This window comes from Microbacterium sp. TPU 3598, assembly GCF_002356155.1.
In the GTDB taxonomy this organism is placed as follows: domain Bacteria; phylum Actinomycetota; class Actinomycetes; order Actinomycetales; family Microbacteriaceae; genus Microbacterium; species Microbacterium maritypicum_A.
The window spans coordinates 1755912-1771765 of the sequence record NZ_AP017975.1; the positions used below are offsets into that span (position 1 = coordinate 1755912).

Annotated in this window: 14 protein-coding genes, 4 tRNA genes and 2 pseudogenes; 9 read left to right on the forward strand and 11 right to left on the reverse strand. The window is 67.3% G+C overall.

Annotation, left to right across the window (positions count from 1 at the left end):
- Positions 1 to 48: 48 nt before the first annotated feature.
- Together MST3598_RS08320 and MST3598_RS08325 are read right to left on the reverse strand one after the other, a co-directional pair.
- Positions 49 to 1242 carry a ribonuclease D gene (locus MST3598_RS08320; RefSeq protein ID WP_029259287.1) on the reverse strand — a complete coding sequence of 398 codons (1194 nt, stop codon included), beginning with the start codon at positions 1240 to 1242 and terminating at the stop codon, positions 49 to 51.
- The gene (locus MST3598_RS08325; RefSeq protein WP_021200668.1) at positions 1235 to 1816 is read right to left on the reverse strand and encodes a DUF3000 domain-containing protein; all 582 of its coding nucleotides are present in this window, start codon (positions 1814 to 1816) and stop codon (positions 1235 to 1237) included. Before MST3598_RS08325 ends, MST3598_RS08320 begins: the two co-directional genes overlap by 8 nt.
- 25 nt (positions 1817 to 1841) lie before the next feature.
- On the opposite strand from MST3598_RS08325, the gene MST3598_RS08330 reads away from it, so the two are divergent.
- A complete protein-coding gene (locus MST3598_RS08330) occupies positions 1842 to 2996 on the forward strand; it encodes an alpha/beta hydrolase family protein (protein ID WP_021200667.1) in 1155 nt (384 codons plus the stop codon).
- Here MST3598_RS08330 and MST3598_RS08335 read toward each other — a convergent pair.
- Complete coding sequence (locus tag MST3598_RS08335) at positions 2980 to 3411, reverse strand: SufE family protein (RefSeq protein ID WP_021200666.1); 432 nt, start codon at positions 3409 to 3411, stop codon at positions 2980 to 2982. The genes MST3598_RS08330 and MST3598_RS08335 overlap by 17 nt on opposite strands.
- A gap of 19 nt (positions 3412 to 3430) precedes the next feature.
- A pseudogene (locus MST3598_RS08340) lies at positions 3431 to 4323 on the reverse strand (sulfurtransferase).
- 146 nt (positions 4324 to 4469) lie between these two features.
- Between MST3598_RS08340 and zapE the strand changes: the two are divergent.
- The 3 genes from zapE to MST3598_RS08355 all read left to right on the forward strand — a co-directional run bounded on the left by zapE (position 4470) and on the right by MST3598_RS08355 (position 7485).
- Entirely contained in the window at positions 4470 to 5507 is a 1038-nt protein-coding gene (gene zapE / locus MST3598_RS08345; protein ID WP_029259286.1) for a cell division protein ZapE, read from the forward strand.
- Positions 5508 to 5641: 134 nt separating this feature from the next.
- Positions 5642 to 6880 (forward strand): ammonium transporter, encoded by a 1239-nt coding sequence (locus MST3598_RS08350; RefSeq protein ID WP_021200663.1) that lies wholly within the window; start codon positions 5642 to 5644, stop codon positions 6878 to 6880.
- A gap of 20 nt (positions 6881 to 6900) precedes the next feature.
- Entirely contained in the window at positions 6901 to 7485 is a 585-nt protein-coding gene (locus MST3598_RS08355; protein ID WP_021200662.1) for a type II toxin-antitoxin system PemK/MazF family toxin, read from the forward strand.
- Here MST3598_RS08355 and MST3598_RS08360 read toward each other — a convergent pair.
- A complete protein-coding gene (locus MST3598_RS08360; RefSeq protein ID WP_021200661.1) occupies positions 7451 to 8608 on the reverse strand; it encodes a DUF1611 domain-containing protein in 1158 nt (385 codons plus the stop codon). The two genes, MST3598_RS08355 and MST3598_RS08360, sit on opposite strands and share 35 nt — an antisense overlap.
- Positions 8609 to 8885: 277 nt before the next feature.
- Between MST3598_RS08360 and MST3598_RS08365 the strand changes: the two genes are divergently transcribed.
- Positions 8886 to 9272, forward strand: a complete 387-nt coding sequence (locus MST3598_RS08365) for an SPW repeat domain-containing protein (protein WP_021200660.1) — start codon at positions 8886 to 8888, stop codon at positions 9270 to 9272.
- 75 nt (positions 9273 to 9347) lie between these two features.
- Here MST3598_RS08365 and MST3598_RS08370 read toward each other — a convergent pair whose 3' ends face one another.
- Positions 9348 to 9785: a GIY-YIG nuclease family protein gene (locus MST3598_RS08370; protein WP_096359528.1), complete on the reverse strand. Its 438-nt coding sequence runs from the start codon at positions 9783 to 9785 to the stop codon at positions 9348 to 9350.
- Between the two features lie 90 nt (positions 9786 to 9875).
- On the opposite strand from MST3598_RS08370, the pseudogene MST3598_RS08375 reads away from it, so the two are divergent.
- Positions 9876 to 11017, forward strand: a pseudogene (locus tag MST3598_RS08375) (PQQ-dependent sugar dehydrogenase).
- A gap of 141 nt (positions 11018 to 11158) precedes the next feature.
- Here MST3598_RS08375 and MST3598_RS18660 read toward each other — a convergent pair.
- The 3 genes from MST3598_RS18660 to MST3598_RS08390 form a co-directional block, all read right to left on the reverse strand.
- Positions 11159 to 11290, reverse strand: a complete 132-nt coding sequence (locus MST3598_RS18660) for a putative transporter small subunit (RefSeq protein ID WP_029259283.1) — start codon at positions 11288 to 11290, stop codon at positions 11159 to 11161.
- The gene (locus tag MST3598_RS08385; RefSeq protein ID WP_046398999.1) at positions 11290 to 12936 is read right to left on the reverse strand and encodes a sodium:solute symporter family protein; all 1647 of its coding nucleotides are present in this window, start codon (positions 12934 to 12936) and stop codon (positions 11290 to 11292) included. The genes MST3598_RS18660 and MST3598_RS08385 overlap by 1 nt, the downstream gene beginning before the upstream one ends.
- A 466-nt stretch (positions 12937 to 13402) precedes the next feature.
- Positions 13403 to 13478 (reverse strand) — tRNA-Val (locus MST3598_RS08390).
- Positions 13479 to 13629: 151 nt separating this feature from the next.
- Between MST3598_RS08390 and MST3598_RS08395 the strand changes: the two genes are divergently transcribed.
- From MST3598_RS08395 to MST3598_RS08405, 3 genes are all read left to right on the forward strand, one after another.
- Positions 13630 to 13702 (forward strand) — tRNA-Gly (locus MST3598_RS08395).
- Between the two features lie 54 nt (positions 13703 to 13756).
- Positions 13757 to 13827, forward strand: a tRNA-Cys gene (locus MST3598_RS08400).
- Between the two features lie 26 nt (positions 13828 to 13853).
- Positions 13854 to 13925 (forward strand) — tRNA-Val (locus MST3598_RS08405).
- Between the two features lie 164 nt (positions 13926 to 14089).
- Here MST3598_RS08405 and MST3598_RS08410 read toward each other — a convergent pair.
- A complete protein-coding gene (locus MST3598_RS08410) occupies positions 14090 to 15316 on the reverse strand; it encodes a Dyp-type peroxidase (protein ID WP_029259281.1) in 1227 nt (408 codons plus the stop codon).
- Positions 15316 to 15849 carry a copper chaperone PCu(A)C gene (locus tag MST3598_RS08415; RefSeq protein WP_029259280.1) on the reverse strand — a complete coding sequence of 178 codons (534 nt, stop codon included), beginning with the start codon at positions 15847 to 15849 and terminating at the stop codon, positions 15316 to 15318. The genes MST3598_RS08410 and MST3598_RS08415 overlap by 1 nt, the downstream gene beginning before the upstream one ends.
- Between the last annotated feature and the right edge of the window lie 5 nt (positions 15850 to 15854).

The following is a 15854-nucleotide window of genomic DNA, read 5'->3' on the forward strand; positions in this document are numbered from 1 at the left end:
CTCAGTCTATGAAGCCCGCGAAACGGGGAGGAATCGGTTGGGTCGAACCTACGAAGCCGGTGCGGGCGTCGTGTCGGGCGTTTGCGCCGCCTCTACAAAGGCGGCAGCGATCTTCTGTGCGGTCTGTTCAATCTGCCAGGGTCGGGCACCCAGCGCTGCCAACGCGGCCGCGATCGCCTCGGGGGTTTCACCGGGCAGGTCCCAGGCCACGCGGCGCAGGTGCTCCGGAGTGAGGAGGTTCTCGGTGGGCATGCCCAGCTCCTCGGCGACGGCCTCCACGACCGGACGGGCGGCCTTGAGTCGTGCATCCGCCTCGGGATTCCGGTCAGCCCACGCGCGAGGGGGCGGAAGGGTGTCGCTCGGAACGCGTTCGCGGGGAAGCTCTTCCGACGCCCTGCCTTCGACGATCGCCTGCCACCAGCGGTCGAGCTGCGTGCGGCTCGCGCGGCCCTGGAACTCCTTGAGGCCGGCCAGCGCCTGCTTCGACTGCGGGTTCGCCAGCACCGCCGCCACCAGGGAGCGGTCGGGCACGAGTCGTCCGGGGGAGACATCCTGCTCCTGCGCGTACGCTTCGCGTGCCTGCCAGAGGGCACGGGCGACGGCGAGGTTCCGGGCTCCACGCACCTGGTGCAGGCCGCTGAGGCGGCGCCAGGGATCTTCGCGCGGCGGTTTGGGAGCGCGGGCGAGGGTGGCGGCGAACTCCTCGGCGGCGAACTCGGTCTTGCCCTGCTCTTCGAGCTCGAGAACGAGGACGTCGCGGACGTCGATCAGGTGCAGGACGTCGAGGGCGGCGTACTCGAGCCAGGAATCGGGGAGCGGGCGTGTCGACCAGTCGGCGGCGGAGTGCTCCTTCTTGAGCATGATGCCCAGCGTGTCCTCGACGACGGCACCGAGGCCGACACGCTCGTGGCCGAGCAGGCGCGAGGCGAGCTCGGTGTCGAAGATCACCGGCGGTTCGAGGCGCAGTTCGCGAAGGGACGGCAGGTCCTGGCTCGCCGCGTGGAGCACCCACTCCACATCACCGATCGCCTCCTGGAGAGGTGCGAAATCGCCGATCGCCGGCGGGTCGAAGAGGAAGACGCCGGCCTCGCGACGGAACACCTGCACCAGATAGGCGCGCTGCGAATAGCGGAAGCCGGACGCCCGCTCGACGTCCACGGCGACGGGTCCGGTACCGGCGGCGAGCACGGCGCAGGCTGCGCGGAACTCCTCGGCATCCGAGATCACGGAGTATTCAGTCACGTACAGCCTTTCGCGCGCCGATCACGGCGATGCCCTCGGAGCCGGGCGGAAGCCCCGCCAGCATTCCGACCAGCTCGGCCCATGCTTCGACGTGCGGTCGGAACGGGCCCTCCGGAGTCCAGGACGCCCGCAATTCTATCTGGGCGCCGTCTCCTTCGACGGCGAGCCCGCCGAATCCCTTCGACAGCGTCTTCGTCGACGTGCCCGATTCCGAGTGATAGACCGCTTGGCGCGAGTCGAGAGCATCGACCAGCCATGACCACGTCACGTCGGCGAGAAGCGGATCGGTGCCGATCTCGGTCTCGAGCGGCGCCTGCGCGAAGATGACGATGCGCCACGAGCCTCCCCAGGCTCCCGGCTCGTCCGGATCGTGCAGCAGGACGAACCGGCCGGTGCCGTACACGGACTCGCCGTCACCCTCCGGGCGCACGTCGGCGGCGAGGGCGATGGCGAAAGGCGCGAGGCCCTGTGGCGTGGCGATCTCGCGCACCGTGATGTCATCGCGGAACTCGGTCTCGCGCAGTTCGGCCACGGCGCTCTCGAAAGGCGTCCCGGCCTCGGGGTGTGCGGTCACGGCAACAGGCTAGAGTCAGGAAGCGATGAAGAGTCTCAGGCACGCCGTTACGCTCCTTGTCCCTGCCCTGTTCGCGTTCGGAGCAGCGCTCGCTCTCGTCGTGTTCGCCGTGGCCCGTCGGGTCGTCACGCCCATGCGCCGCGCGACCGACACGGAGATCCTCTCGGTCGACACGGGCGCCCAGACCATCGAGCTGAAGCGCACACCCGACACCGAGCTTCCCGGTCGCTACGGCCTGTTCACGACGGGCACCTACGGCTACGTCAAACTCGGGGCGGTGCTCAGCGCCGATGGTTCGGCCGTGCGGCGCAAGCTCCTCACCCAGATCGAACCCGGCGCACGTGTCGATCGTGCCGCGGCCTTCAGCGGCTACTACTACTCGTCTCCGAGCGAGCTCCATCTGCGCTGGGAGAACCTGCTGATCGGCTCTCCCGCAGGGCCATGCCCTGCCTGGTACTTCCCGGCGTCGTCGTCGACCTGGGTGATCCAGGTTCACGGACGCGGAGCGACCCGCGCCGAGTGCCTGCGGGCGGTGCCGGTGCTGCACGCCGCGGGGTTGCCGAACCTGGTCGTGTCGTATCGCAACGACGGCGAGGCCCCGCGCACGAGGGCGGGTGCCTACGCCCTCGGAGCCTCGGAGTGGCGTGACGTCGACGCCGCCATCGCCTATGCGCTCCGACACGGCGCCGAGCGGGTGATCCTGATGGGCTGGTCCATGGGGGGCGCCGTATCGCTGCAGGCCGCCGTGACGTCCGGCCACCGGGAGCGCATCGCGGGGATCATCCTCGAGTCTCCTGTGGTCGACTGGCGCACGGTGCTGCGGTTCCAGGCGAAGCTGGCCGGCGTGCGTGCGCCGCTGCCGGAACTCGCGATGGGGGCACTCCAGATGCCTCTGACCGCGCGCCTGAGCGGAGCGGACGAACCGATCCACTTCGATCGTCTGGACATGGTCGCTCGTGCGGACGAACTGACCGCGCCGGTGCTGATCCTGCACAGCGACGACGACGGCTTCGTGCCGGCGGATTCATCGCACGCGCTGCAGGAGGCACGTCCGGATCTCGTGACGATGCCGAAGTTCACGGTGGCACGCCACACGAAGCTGTGGAACTACGACCAGACCGGCTGGACGACCGCGATCACGGACTGGCTCGAATCACAGGCTCTCAGCGTTTCTGGCTGACCTGGTTCTTCGCCCGCATCAGCATCCCGGTCATGCCCCCGATGCGCAGAGGGGACACGGCCTTCGTGAGACCGATCGACTGCGGGTAGTCATTGGGAATCGCGAGCACCTCGTCTGCGGTGAGGCCGGTGAGACCCTGCACCAGGATGCTTGCGAACCCGCGGGTCGTCGGAGCTTCGGGCGGGGCTGTCGCGTGCATCGTGACGATGTCATCGTTCACCTCGACATGGATGTACACCGGCGACTGGCACTCCGCGACGCGCTCGTACATCTCCGGGTGGGCCGCGACCTCGTCGGAGACGTCGGGAAGCTCGTCCGAGAACTCGAGCAGCAGCAGGAGGCGATCGGGCTCCGGGGTCTCCAGGAAGCCGTCGCGGATCTCGGCGAGAGTGTCAGGAACGTCGCTTGTGCTCATCCCTGTCATTGTCACATGTTCAGAGTGTGCCGGGCTCGGAACCGGTGACGATGGGCACGCGTACCGCGCTGCCCCACTCTGTCCAGGATCCGTCGTAGTTGCGCACGTTCTCGAAGCCGAGGAGGTGCTTGAGCACGAACCAGGTGTGGCTCGACCGCTCGCCGATCCGGCAGTAGGCGACGACATCATCCCCGTCGCGGAGCCCTGCGCCGTCGCGGTAGATCGCGTCGAGCTCCGCACGGCTGCGGAAGCCGCCGTCCTCGGCCACCGCCTTCGCCCACGGCACGCTCTGCGCGGTCGGGATGTGACCGGCGCGGAGGGTTCCCTCCTCGGGATACGCGGGCGCCGTCGTGCGCTCTCCGCTGTACTCCTCGGGGAGCGCACATCGATCAGCGGGCTGCCGATGTGGGCCAGGACGTCTTCCTTGTATGCACGGATGATCGAGTCGTCGCGCTCGACGACGGGGTACTCCGTGGGCGGCCGGTTCGTTGCCTCACGCGTGAGCTCGCGCCCCTCGGCGATCCACCGATCGCGTCCGCCGTCGAGCAGACGCACGTCTTCGTGGCCGAACAGCGAGAACACCCAGAGGGCGTAGGCGGCCCACCAGTTGTTCTTGTCGCCGTAGATGACGACCGTGTCGTCGCGTGCGATGCCCTTGCGGCTGAGCAGCTCGGCGAAGCCCTCGCCGTCGACGTAGTCGCGCACGACCGGGTCGTTGAGTTCGGTGTGCCAGTCGACCTTCACCGCGCCCGGGATGTGGCCGGTTTCGTAGAGGAGCACGTCTTCGTCGGACTCGACGACCACGAGTCCAGGAGTCCCCAGCCGTTCCGCGAGCCACTCGGTGGTGACGAGCCGGCCGGGTTCGGCGTACTCGGCGAACTTGGGGGAGGAGGAATCGAACTCGATGGCCATGGGATCTCCGAAGCGTTTGAGCGGACGAGGGTGCGGCTGCAGACGGCGTAGTGTTGATCCGTCCCTTCGACGATAGATCCCCGCCGAGCACCCTGCGCCCGATTCGTAAGACTTCGACACAGGTGAGCACCTGATTCAGGACCGTGATGACCGACCCGACCAGCCGCACGGGAATCGTGCACCTCACCGAGCGCCAGCCGACCGTCAGCGGACCCGAGATGCTGGCGAGCCTGGTGCCGCCGCCGCAGTTCGACACCGCGACGTTCGACAGCTATCGCGCCGATCCCGCATATCCCTCGCAGGAGGAGGCGAAGGAGACGCTGATGCGCTTCGCCGGGCGCGGCACCCCCGCGAAGCGCGGAGGGCTGTTCAGCCGGGCGAAGAAGGAGCCCGAGCTGAAGCCCGGCGTCTACCTCGACGGTGGTTTCGGCGTCGGGAAGACGCACCTGCTCGCCTCGATCTATCACGCGATGCCCGCCCGCCGTAAGTACTTCGGCTCGTTCATCGAGTACACCGCCCTGGTCGGCGCACTCGGCTACAAGAACACCGTCGATCTGCTCAAAGGCGCCGACCTGCTGTGCATCGACGAGTTCGAGCTCGACGACCCGGGCGACACGATGGTGATGACCCGCCTTCTGGGAGAGCTCGTGCCGACGGGGACCCGGCTCGCCGCGACCTCGAACACCCCGCCGAACGCGCTCGGCGAGGGGCGCTTCGCCGCACAGGACTTCCTGCGCGAGATCCATGCGATGTCCGACAGCTTCCAGACGCTGCGCATCGATGGCGTCGACTTCCGCCAGCGCGCCCTCGACGGACACGCGGTGGTGCTCGACGACGACGCGTACGAGACGGCGATCGAAAGGGCCGGCGCTGCGGGCGCAGCGTCGGACGACCGGTTCGACGACCTGATCCGTCATCTCGCGCAGGTGCACCCCTCGCGCTACATCAGGCTGATCGACGGACTGGGAAGCGTGGGCCTGCGCGGCGTGCGCCAGCTCACCGATCAGTCGGAGGCGCTGCGCTTCGTCGCGTTCGTCGATCGTGTGTACGACGCGCAGATCCCGATCGTGGCCACCGGGCTCGGCCTCGACGCGGTCTTCTCCGACGAGATGCTCGCCGGCGGGTACCGCAAGAAGTACCTCCGCGCCATCTCCCGACTCAATGCCCTGACACATTCTGCGTAAGCCTGCAGGCGCGCGTAACGCGATGTTCACGGGCGGAGCCGCGCTGTAACAGCGGGGAAACAAACCTCACGCATTGATGAAACCGCAGGTCGTCACACTGAAGCTCTCAATTACTTCGGATGTGAGGTTTTCCTATGGATGCTCCCGGCAACATCTCGTGGGCGATCACCGCGACAGCGCTGGTGCTGCTCATGACGCCCGGCGTCGCCTTCTTCTATGGCGGTCTCGTCAAGGCGAAGAGCGTCGTCAGCATGATGATGATGAGCTTCGGCTCCATCGGACTCGTCGCCGTGCTCTGGATTCTCTTCGGTTTCTCGATGAGCGCGGTCGACAGCCCGACCGCCTTCGCTGGCAACCCCTTCGCGGACTTCGGGCTGTCGAGCCTGGCGGCCGGTGAGGGCTCGAACGTCGCGCTCCTGGGGGTGGCCTACGGTGCCACATTCGCGATCATCACGGTCGCGCTGATCTCCGGAGCGATCGCGGATCGTGCGAAGTTCGGCAGCTGGCTCATCTTCGCCGGCATCTTCGCGACCGTCGGCTACTTCCCGGTCGCCGCGTGGGTCTGGGGCGGTGGCTGGATCATGAACCTCGGCACCACGCTCTTCGGCGAGGACAGCGGCATCGGCGTGATCGACTACGCCGGCGGTACCGCCGTGCACATCAACGCGGGCGCCGCGGCTCTGGCACTCGCCCTGGTCCTCGGCAAGCGCATCGGGTTCCAGAAGGGCATCCTGAAGCCGCACAACGTGCCGCTCACGCTCCTCGGGGCCGCCCTGCTGTGGTTCGGCTGGTTCGGTTTCAACGCGGGAGCGGAATGGCTGGCCGAAGACATGGGCGGCGTCGGACTCATCGGTCTGAACACCCTGGGCGCCACGGCGGCCGCCATCCTCGGCTGGATCCTCGTCGAGAAGATCAAGGACGGCAAGCCCACCTCGGTCGGTGCAGCGTCCGGTGCCGTCGCCGGTCTGGTCGCGATCACCCCGGCCTGCGCCAACCTGACGCCGGGTTGGGCTCTGCTTCTCGGCGCACTCGCCGGTGTCGTGTGCGCCCTCGCGATCGAGTTGAAGTTCCGCCTCGGATTCGACGACTCGCTCGACGTGGTCGGCATCCACCTCGTCGGCGGTCTCATCGGAACGCTGTACCTCGGCTTCTTCGCCACCGAGACGGGACTGTTCGTCGGCGGCGACGCCCGCCAGCTCGCCGTACAGCTGATCGCGGCGCTCGGAGTGCTGATCTACTCCTTCATCGTCGCGTTCATCATCGGCTTCGCGATCGAGAAGACCATCGGCTTCCGCGTCACGAACGAAGACGAGATCGCCGGTGTCGACCAGGTCGTGCACGGCGAGGAGGGCTACGCACTCGCAGACGCGTGATCAGCGGTTAGGGTGACCGTGTGAGCAAGACCAACGGCATCCTGGCAACACTCGCGGAGATCCTGCTCAAGGCAGTGGGCTCCGGCCGGGCGTCTCGGACATCAGATCCGAGACGCCCGGACGCGCGTCTACGGACCCCACAGGAGCGCCCGACGCCCGCGGGTGGCGGCACCGACCCGGGACGGGCGCGCGGCACCGACACCGTCCGCATCGATCCGGATCGGATCACGCACCTGCAGGTCGGCTACGCACCGCAGCGGGACGGCGCACCGGACGCGGGAGAGATCGTCTGGACCTGGGTTCCCTACGAGGAGAACGACGGTCGCGGGAAGGATCGTCCCGTGCTCGTCATCGGACGGGAGTCCGCAGAGCGCGTGTACGCGGTGCGGATGACGAGCAAGCCCCATGACGGTGACCGCGACTATCTGTCGATCGGTACGGGCGACTGGGACTCTCAGGGTCGAGAGTCCTGGGTGGATGTCGAGCAGCTGTACAGCGTGCACGAGCGCGGGTTGCGGCGAGAGGCCGCCGTTCTCGATCGGGGGCGCTATGACCGGGTCGGAGCGGCTCTCACGCGGCGCTACGGGTGGTCCGTCGCGGGCTGAGCGTCGGGAACGCCTGCAGCACCATCTCCACGAGCTCCGCCAGCGGTCGGGTCAGCGGGTCGGTGGCGGGGAGTCCGGTGTCGAGCTCGATCTCGTCGATGGCGGCGGCGAGCTGCTCCGCCGTGAGGTTCTCATGGTTCACTGTGACGCCGATGACCTTCGTGTCGGCGAAAGCCTCGATCAGGGCGATCTCACTCGTGACCGTCGGCATCGCGACCATCGGGAAATCGCCCAGGACCGTCCGGCCCGGGGCGTGCTGCACGATGACCCCCGCAGGCTGACTGCCGCGGAGGATGTGCGCCGAGGTGATGTATGCGGGGTGGCTGAGCGCGCCCTGGCCCTCCACGATGATGACGTCCGGGTCTTCGCCTTCGAACGCCGCGACCACCTGGTTCTCGACCTCACCCGAGCAGAACTGGGGCACGAGGGCGTCGAGCGCGACGCCGTAGCGGCCGCCCTGGATGATCGTGGTCTGTCCGGTGCCGACCATCACGGCGTGGACGCCACGATCGTTGAGGGCCTTCACGAGGATCGTCGCGGTGGTGCGCTTGCCGATCGCGCCGTCGGTCCCGAGGATGGTGATGCGCGGACAGGTCACGTCGAAGATGCGGCCGGAGAACAGATGGAGATCCTTCTTGTCCCGGGGGCGACGGATATCGGTGATCGTGACCTGGGCGAGAAGGGCAGCCGCGACGAACTCGGCATCGTCGGTGAGGAACTCGTGCAGGCCGTTGATGATGTGCATCCCGCGGGCGATGCCGTCCAGCAGCACGGTGCGCTGGTCGGCGGAGAGCAGCCCATCAGCCGGTGCGACACCGCAGATCAGGTAGTCCGGCACGTGACCTGCATGAGCGATCGCCGTCGGGAGTCCGTCGAGGATCGGGATGTCGTTCGCGAGACCGTCCAGGAGCACCCCGGCGTCCGCACCCGCGTGGGTGCTGTCGATGACGCTGAGGATCTCGTACTTCTCCGAGTGTCGGACCAGACCGTTCGCGGTCTTGCCGTCCTGCTCGCCGAACTGGCCCTCGCAATACACGATGGCCGTGGTGCCGACGGGGAGGGCGGTGGGCGCCGCCCAGGCGTGCGCAGGGTCGAGAAAAGAGGGGACTGACGGGGTGGGCATGATGCTCCTCGGGCTCACACAGAGGAGGCGACGGAGAACGAAATGACCCAGGAGGCCCGTTGGTCGACGAGAAGTCTTCCCTGATGCCGGCGAGATACCGGCATGCTCAACGTAGCAGGGCTGCCTGGGACCGGGCCGCGAGTGCGCCGTCGAGAGACTCGAGTCGAGCTCCCCGGCCCGCAGGTCGATCGTCCTCTGAGGCGGGGAGGCAATCCGATCCGTGGCGGGCTTCGAACCAGTGGTGAGTCGCGGAAGCGGCGCCACACAAGGAGGAATCATGCGTTTCATCCCCACCAAGGTCCACGGAATTCTCGACTACATCGTCGGCGTCGCGTTGATCGCCGCTCCCTGGCTGTTCGGCTTCGCGAACGTGGGCGGAGCGGCGGTCATCATCCCGATCGTCCTCGGTGTCGGGCTGATCGTGTACAGCCTCTTCACGAAGTACGAATGGGGTCCCTTCGGTTTCATCCCGATGCCCGTCCACCTGGTGTTCGACATCGTCGCCAGCCTCTTCCTCGCCCTCTCGCCGTGGATCTTCGGGTTCGCGGGCGAGGCGCTGAACGTCTGGCTCCCGCACGTCGTCGTCGGCGTCGCCGTGATCGTCGTGGTGCTGTTCTCGCAGCCGCAGCCGGCGACCACCAGGGGGCATGCGGCCACGGCCTGATCCCCGCAGAGACGCGGTGCCGGGCGACTGGACTTCCCGAAGCGGTCGCCCGGCATCGTCATGTCCTGGCGCAGGTCACGAGGCATCGAGACCGCGGAGCGCGTTGCTCAGCCATCGCCCGTAGAGCAGCCACGGCTCACCCTCGCGGCGGAGGGCGTCGACGTGCGTCCGCAGATCGTCCGTCAACGTGAACCACTCTCCGCCTTCGCGGACCGAGGCGAACTCGCGGTGTCGCTGCTGCTCGACCGGGCGTCCGCCTCGCTCGAAGGCGAGGAGCTCGTCGTGTCGGATGCTCGCCAGCCGTTGTCGCGGTCGTCGGCTCGTGCCGATCTTCGCCCGACGGTCGAAACGGATGTAGTAGACGACGTCGATTCGGGGGAGCGGGAGATCGGCGTCGGGGACGTCCCCGTAGCGCCATCCGCAGGAGGCGCAGCGCCAGGAGTCGTCACCCCGGGCACCGCGCGTTCCTCCGCAGAGGGTGCACGGGCCCGGGAGAGCTTGTTCCTTCGACACCGTGGCAGGCTACGCGCCCCCTCGGACACCTGCCTCTTCTGCGGTGCGCGCCGCTCGCCTACTCTCGAACGGAGGACGAAGGGATCGGCGATGACGACGACGCGGAGGGCGCAGAGGACGCCGGCCGATCCGCGTGTCGCCGCGGTCGCTCGCGGGGCGGGCGCTCTCGTCTCGACTGCTCTCATCGCGATCGCTCTCGCCGCGTGCGCTCCGACGTCCCCCGCCTCGTCCTCTCCCGCGCCGCTCGCACCCTCGCCGTCCGCCGGATCGGGAAGCATCGTTCCGGGGCGCGCGTCCACGGTCGCGGCTGGACTGGAGGCCCCATGGTCCATCGCCTTCTTCGGGAGCACGGCGCTGATCAGCGAACGGGACACCGCCCGCATCGTCGAGGTTTCCGGCGACGGGAGGCTTCGCGAGCTCGGGATGATCGACGGCGTCGCGCCTCGAGGAGAGGGGGACTGCTCGGTATCGCGCTGCGGGACGATTGGCTGTACGCGTACTCGACGGCTGTCGGCGAGAACAGGGTGCAGCGCTTCGCGTTGTCGGGGGCGCCGGGTTCGTTCGAGCTCGGCGAATCCGAGACGATCCTCTCCGGGATCCCCGCCGCCGGGAATCACAACGGCGGACGCATCGCGTTCGGCCCCGACGACATGCTCTACGTGACGGTCGGCGACGCGGGCGACCGTGAGGGGGCTCAGGATCGGGACTCGCTGGCCGGGAAGATCCTCCGCATCACACCGGACGGGGACGTGCCGGAGGACAACCCCTTCCCGGGATCACCCGTCTACAGCCTGGGCCACCGCAATCCTCAGGGCCTGGCGTGGGACGACGAAGGCACGCTCTACGTGAGCGAGTTCGGCCAGGACACCTGGGACGAACTGAACGTGATCGAGGCCGGTGGGAACTACGGGTGGCCGACGGTCGAGGGCATCGCGGATCGTGACGGGTTCGTCGATCCGGTCCAGCAGTGGTCGCCGGACACCGCCAGTCCGAGCGGCATCACGATCGCGTCGGGATCGATCTTCATCGCGAATCTCCGTGGAGAGCGGCTCAGGGAGGTGCCGCTCTCCGACGTGCGCACCGCCGGAGAATACTTCGTCGAATCGCTCGGGAGGCTTCGCGACGTCGTGGTCGCGCCAGACGGGGCACTCTGGGTTCTCACGAACAACACGGACGGGCGGGGCGATCCCCGCGAGGGCGACGACCGAGTCCTGCGTATTCCGATCGAGTAGCGCCACGGAGGGCGGCGACGCGCGACGACGGGCGGCATCGAGACAATCCTCTTCGTCCGAGCGGGAGAGGTGCAGGCGCGGGGGCAGTGCGCCGATGGCTCCGCACACGCCTTGTCGACATCTGTGCGGAGCCATCGATGATCAGATGATGTCGCGCCCTTCGCGTTTCGCCTCCTTGGCGTCCTTCACGAAAGCCCGAATCACGACGGTGAGCACCCCGACGACGATGATCGGCCACACCAGTACGTACGCGGTCAACAGAATGGTCTCCATCAGGCGTCCTTCCCGGCGAGCGTGGCGTCGCCCTTCACATCGGCGCTTCGTGTGATATCCCCGGTGTCGAAGCTGCCGGTGCGCTCCTTGATCAGGTCGAAGTCGAATCTCCGCGTCCTGTTCATCATCGTGAGGGCGACGCAGACCAACGTGCTCACCGCGTATGCGACCAGCGACCCCGACAACACCGGGTACTGGTGCAGGAAGCCGATCGCGAACGGCGCCGACACCAGCGTGGCCAGCGTCCCGACCACAAGCGCCACCCGCAGACCGAAGAAGCCGAACGACATCAGGGCCAGGACCACCCCGATCCCGACGACGGAGAGGACGTCACTCGCGAGACCCCAGCCCCCCGACAGGGAGATCCACTCGAAACGCACGGGCAGGAACGCGGCGAGCGCGGCGATCACGGCGATGCTGAACGCGGAGTTCGTCACGCGGTCCCAGTAGAAGCTCGCGATGACCGGGAACACGAGCGCTCCCCACAGTGCACCGACGAACACCAGGAGGTCGAGGATGTTGAACTGCATCGATGCGAAGCCGAGTGCCGCTGCGGTTGCGCCGATCATGGTGAGTCTGCCGATGAGCAGCATCGTCTTCGGGTTGGCGTTCTTCTTGCCCGCGATGTTCTGCCCGTAGATGTCAGCCATCATGATCGACGAGAGAGCCGTCATGTCGGCATCCGCGGTCGACGACAACGAGCCGATGATCATGACGAAGAACACGCAGATCAGCAACGGGGGCAGGTATGTCGAGGCCATCTGCGGGATCAGATTGTTGACGTCGCCGTCCATCGGCTGGATCCCTGCGTACAGGGCGAGCACTCCCAGCATGCCGATCCCGATGATCGACGCGCCGTACCCGAATGTCGCGGTGACGAATGTCTTCTTGATGAGGTCCTCTCGCACGGCGAACAGTCGCTGCGCGATGGTCTGGTTGCCGATCGCGTAGGCGAGCACCGCGGCGATGTAGGGAGCGCCCTGGTTGAAGAACGCGTCGGAAGAGAAGAAGTCGCCCTGCTGCGGGGTGAGGTTCGCTGCGCCGGTGACGAACAGCTCGGGGCCGCCCGCGGCGAAGAAGATCACCGGAACGATGATCGCGACGGCGCCCAGCATGGCGATGACCTGCGCGAAGTCGGTGAGCACCGACGCCCTGAAGCCCGACCACAGCGTGTAGGCGAGCACGCCGATCGCGATGGCGACGATGCCCTGTGTGAAGGTGAACGGCGACAGCATCGAGACGAGCGCGCCTCCGGCGATCAGATTCGACGTGAGGCTGATCAGGCTGCCGAGCACATTGGAGCCGGCGAGCATGAGCTGGCTCGAACGTCCGTGGCGGGCGAACATGACCTCGGCGATGGTGTGCGCGTGGGGTGCGACCGTGCGGATGCGGCGCCCGAACGGATAGATGAGGAGGATCATCAGTGCACCCCAGAGGCCGTAGTGAATGGGGCCGGAGATGCCGTAGGTGTATCCGGATGTCGCGGAGGCGTACATCGAGGATGCCCAGATCCAGGTAGCGGTCATCGAGGCGGCGGAGATGCCGAACCCGATCTTGCCGCCACCGGTCATGTATCCGTCGGCGTTCTCCTTTCTGCGGGAGATGCGGATGGACATGTAGAGGCTGCCGCCGAAGAACAGCAGCATGAGCAGGATCACGACCGGTCCTGACAGTGTGTGGAAGTCTTCCACCGGGTACTCGCTTTCTCGTCTTGGTGCGGCGATGCCGCCTGTCGATGGAGAAGGAGTCCCGCTAAGTGGGGGAGTAGTGCGTCGTCTGGTGTTGAGGGTTCTGCGGGGAGTGGAGAAGGGTCGGCATGGCGAGAACGAACCTGGACCACTGAGGCGCATCACAGCACACAGACGAGTAGCCCGGGGTGCGGCTCCTTTCGAGGACGTCCGTTTCCGGGCGCACCGAACAGCGGTGCATCCTCGAACGGGATTCGGTGATCGCGTGGTCGCCGGTCGGCGTCTGACGCGTGAGATCGCGGCGAAGCCACGACCATCGCTCAGGGGGGGGTGAGAGCGTCTCTCGACCATAGCAAGTTCCCAGGAACGCCGCCGGGGGAGCGGGCAGGGGACGAAAAAGCCCCCGGGAGAACCGGGGGCGATGTGGTGGGCGATACCGGACTCGAACCGATGACCTCTTCCGTGTGAAGGAAGCGCGCTACCAACTGCGCCAATCGCCCATACCCGTGGGGTACGTCAACCGATACTACCGGACGCTCGGAGGCCTCGCGGACCACTCGGCGAGACACGCGCGAGATTCGCTGCCGGTTTGGCGGAGTGCGGATCTTCGGCTAATGTTTCATGAGTGCCCGGGACAACCGGGAACGAAATGCGGATGTAGCGCAGTTGGTAGCGCACAACCTTGCCAAGGTTGGGGTCGCGAGTTCGAGTCTCGTCATCCGCTCGAGTGCAGTAGGTCTTCTTCGGAAGGTCTGCCGCACGTGGGGTCAATCCACACGGTGGCGTGGCCGAGCGGCTAGGCACCGGCCTGCAAAGCCGTTTACACGGGTTCGAATCCCGTCGCCACCTCACGGAAAACTGAAAAGCCCCAACGGGCGCGATTGGCGCAGCGGTAGCGCGCTTCCCTGACACGGAAGAGGTCACTGGTTCGATCCCAGTATCGCGCACACTGAAACCCCCGGATCTCCGGGGGTTTTTTCGTGTCTCGAGAGTCTCTCGTACTCCGAGGATGTCGCGCCCATCGGTTTCCGAAGCAGGCCGTTCCTCGTCGGGGGAGTGCCGCCCGCCGCTGCGGGCGTGCCCGGATGGGCCCGGGCACGCCCGCAGCCGATCACGCCAGAAGCGTGTCGCCGATGAATCCGTCTTCCGCGCATCCGGGCGGGATCGCGAACACGGCTGAGCCGATCGGGACCGTCCACTCGTTGAGCAGGTCGAGCTCGTCGAGTCTGCGCTGCATCGGGATGAACTGCCGCGCGATGTCGGCCTGGAAGGAGACGAAGATCAGCCCCGACTCGGAGACCTCGGCGCCGATCGGACGCTCGTCGTAGTTGTACGCGCGCCGGAAGATGCGCTCCTCCCCGTCGCCGCGCGCCCGCCGGATATGTGCGAACTGCGGGATCACGGGGAACCCTATCGACGTCTTCGCCTCGAAGTCGGGTTCGTCGAACTCGTCCGTCCCAGTCAACGGCGCCCCGTTGGCGAGTGTTCGCCCCACAGAGGCATCGCGGCCGCCGCGGTCCAGGCGGTCCCACTTGTCGAGGTCCATGCGGATGCGACGGATCACCATCCCGGTACCGCCTGTCAGCCAGCCGTCCGCATTCCATACGACCTCGTCGAAGTCCGAGGTGCCCGGTTCGGGGTTGGTCGTGCCGTCCACCTGTCCGAAGAGGTTGCGCATCGTGGTCCCGGGGCGTTCCGTGCCGTACGCGCGCCGGAACCCCTGCTGCGTCCATCGGATGCTCGCGAAGCCGCGGGCGTCCTTCAGGAGCATCCGTGTCGCGTGGGCAACCGTCAACGGATCGTCCCCGGCGATCTGCAACAGCAGGTCTCCATCCGAGAATTCAGGTCGCAGTTGATCCACCCCGAAAGCCGGGAGCGGTGCGAGCCACGCAGGGCCGGAGCCCGCGGCGCGCGCGACGAGACCGGGTCCGAAGCCGAAGGTGATCGTGAGCCGCGCCGGCGAGAGCGCGAGCTCCGGCTCGGAATCGGCGAGGGCGGGGAGCCCCTGCGTCAGACGAGCCGCGTCGTCCGTCAGGATCCGCATCAGGCGAGTGAGCCCGTCGCGGTCCACATCCTCGCGGAGATCGAGCCCGAGGAAGACACCGTGGGCTTGCGCCGCGGTGTCGACACCGGCTTGGTGGGTGCCGAAGAACGGAACGGTCTGCTCGCCGTTCATCGGCGTGGAGACCGGCTTCGCACCGTTCTCCTGACTGTTCAGGGCGAGATCCACTCCGACAGCCGCGACCGCGCCGACGCCGGCGACGGCTCCCCCGAGGAGGAACTGTCGCCGGGTCGACCCGGCGCGGCGGGAGCGGGCGCCCTCGGCGGGCGCCGACATCACTGCCCCGAGCCGTCTTGCTCTTCGCCGCCCTCGTAGTTCTCGTTCGCGCCGGAGTAGTCCTTGACGGGAGCGGTGAACTCATACGTGGAGTCGTCGGAGAACGTGAGGGTGAAGGTCACGTCGCTGCCTGCCGTGAGAGGACCGGTCAGGTCCATCATCATGATGTGGTTGCCTCCCGGCTCCAGGGCGAGCTTCCCGCCGGCGGGAATGACGAACCCGCCGTCCTTCTCGCGCATCACCATCTCACCGGCCTCGTTCTCGACCGTCTCGTGCAGCTCGAGCATCTTCGACGCCTCGGATGTGACGGAGACGACGGTCACGTCGTCGTCACCGCTGTTGACGAGGGTGCCGAAACCGGCGGACATGCCCTCTTCCGCCGACTTCACCCACGCATCCTCGATCGTGACGGCGTCACCCGCGGGGCGGGATGCGGATTCGGTCGGGGAGCTCTCCGGGGTGCACCCGGTGAGCGCGAGGAGGGAGACCGCGATCACGGCCGCGAGGCGGGGAAGATTCTTGCTGGTGTTCACAGTGG

Excerpts from the sequence above, each read along its gene's own strand:
- MST3598_RS08330 (WP_021200667.1), top strand. The coding sequence starts at position 1,842 with ATGAAGAGTCTCAGGCACGCCGTTACGCTCCTTGTCCCTGCCCTGTTC.
- MST3598_RS08335 (WP_021200666.1), bottom strand. The coding sequence starts at position 3,411 with ATGAGCACAAGCGACGTTCCTGACACTCTCGCCGAGATCCGCGACGGC.
- zapE (WP_029259286.1), top strand. The coding sequence starts at position 4,470 with ATGACCGACCCGACCAGCCGCACGGGAATCGTGCACCTCACCGAGCGC.
- MST3598_RS08350 (WP_021200663.1), top strand. The coding sequence starts at position 5,642 with ATGGATGCTCCCGGCAACATCTCGTGGGCGATCACCGCGACAGCGCTG.
- MST3598_RS08360 (WP_021200661.1), bottom strand. The coding sequence starts at position 8,608 with ATGCCCACCCCGTCAGTCCCCTCTTTTCTCGACCCTGCGCACGCCTGG.
- MST3598_RS08365 (WP_021200660.1), top strand. The coding sequence starts at position 8,886 with ATGCGTTTCATCCCCACCAAGGTCCACGGAATTCTCGACTACATCGTC.
- MST3598_RS18660 (WP_029259283.1), bottom strand. The coding sequence starts at position 11,290 with ATGGAGACCATTCTGTTGACCGCGTACGTACTGGTGTGGCCGATCATC.
- MST3598_RS08385 (WP_046398999.1), bottom strand. The coding sequence starts at position 12,936 with ATGCTGCTGTTCTTCGGCGGCAGCCTCTACATGTCCATCCGCATCTCC.
- MST3598_RS08410 (WP_029259281.1), bottom strand. The coding sequence starts at position 15,316 with ATGTCGGCGCCCGCCGAGGGCGCCCGCTCCCGCCGCGCCGGGTCGACC.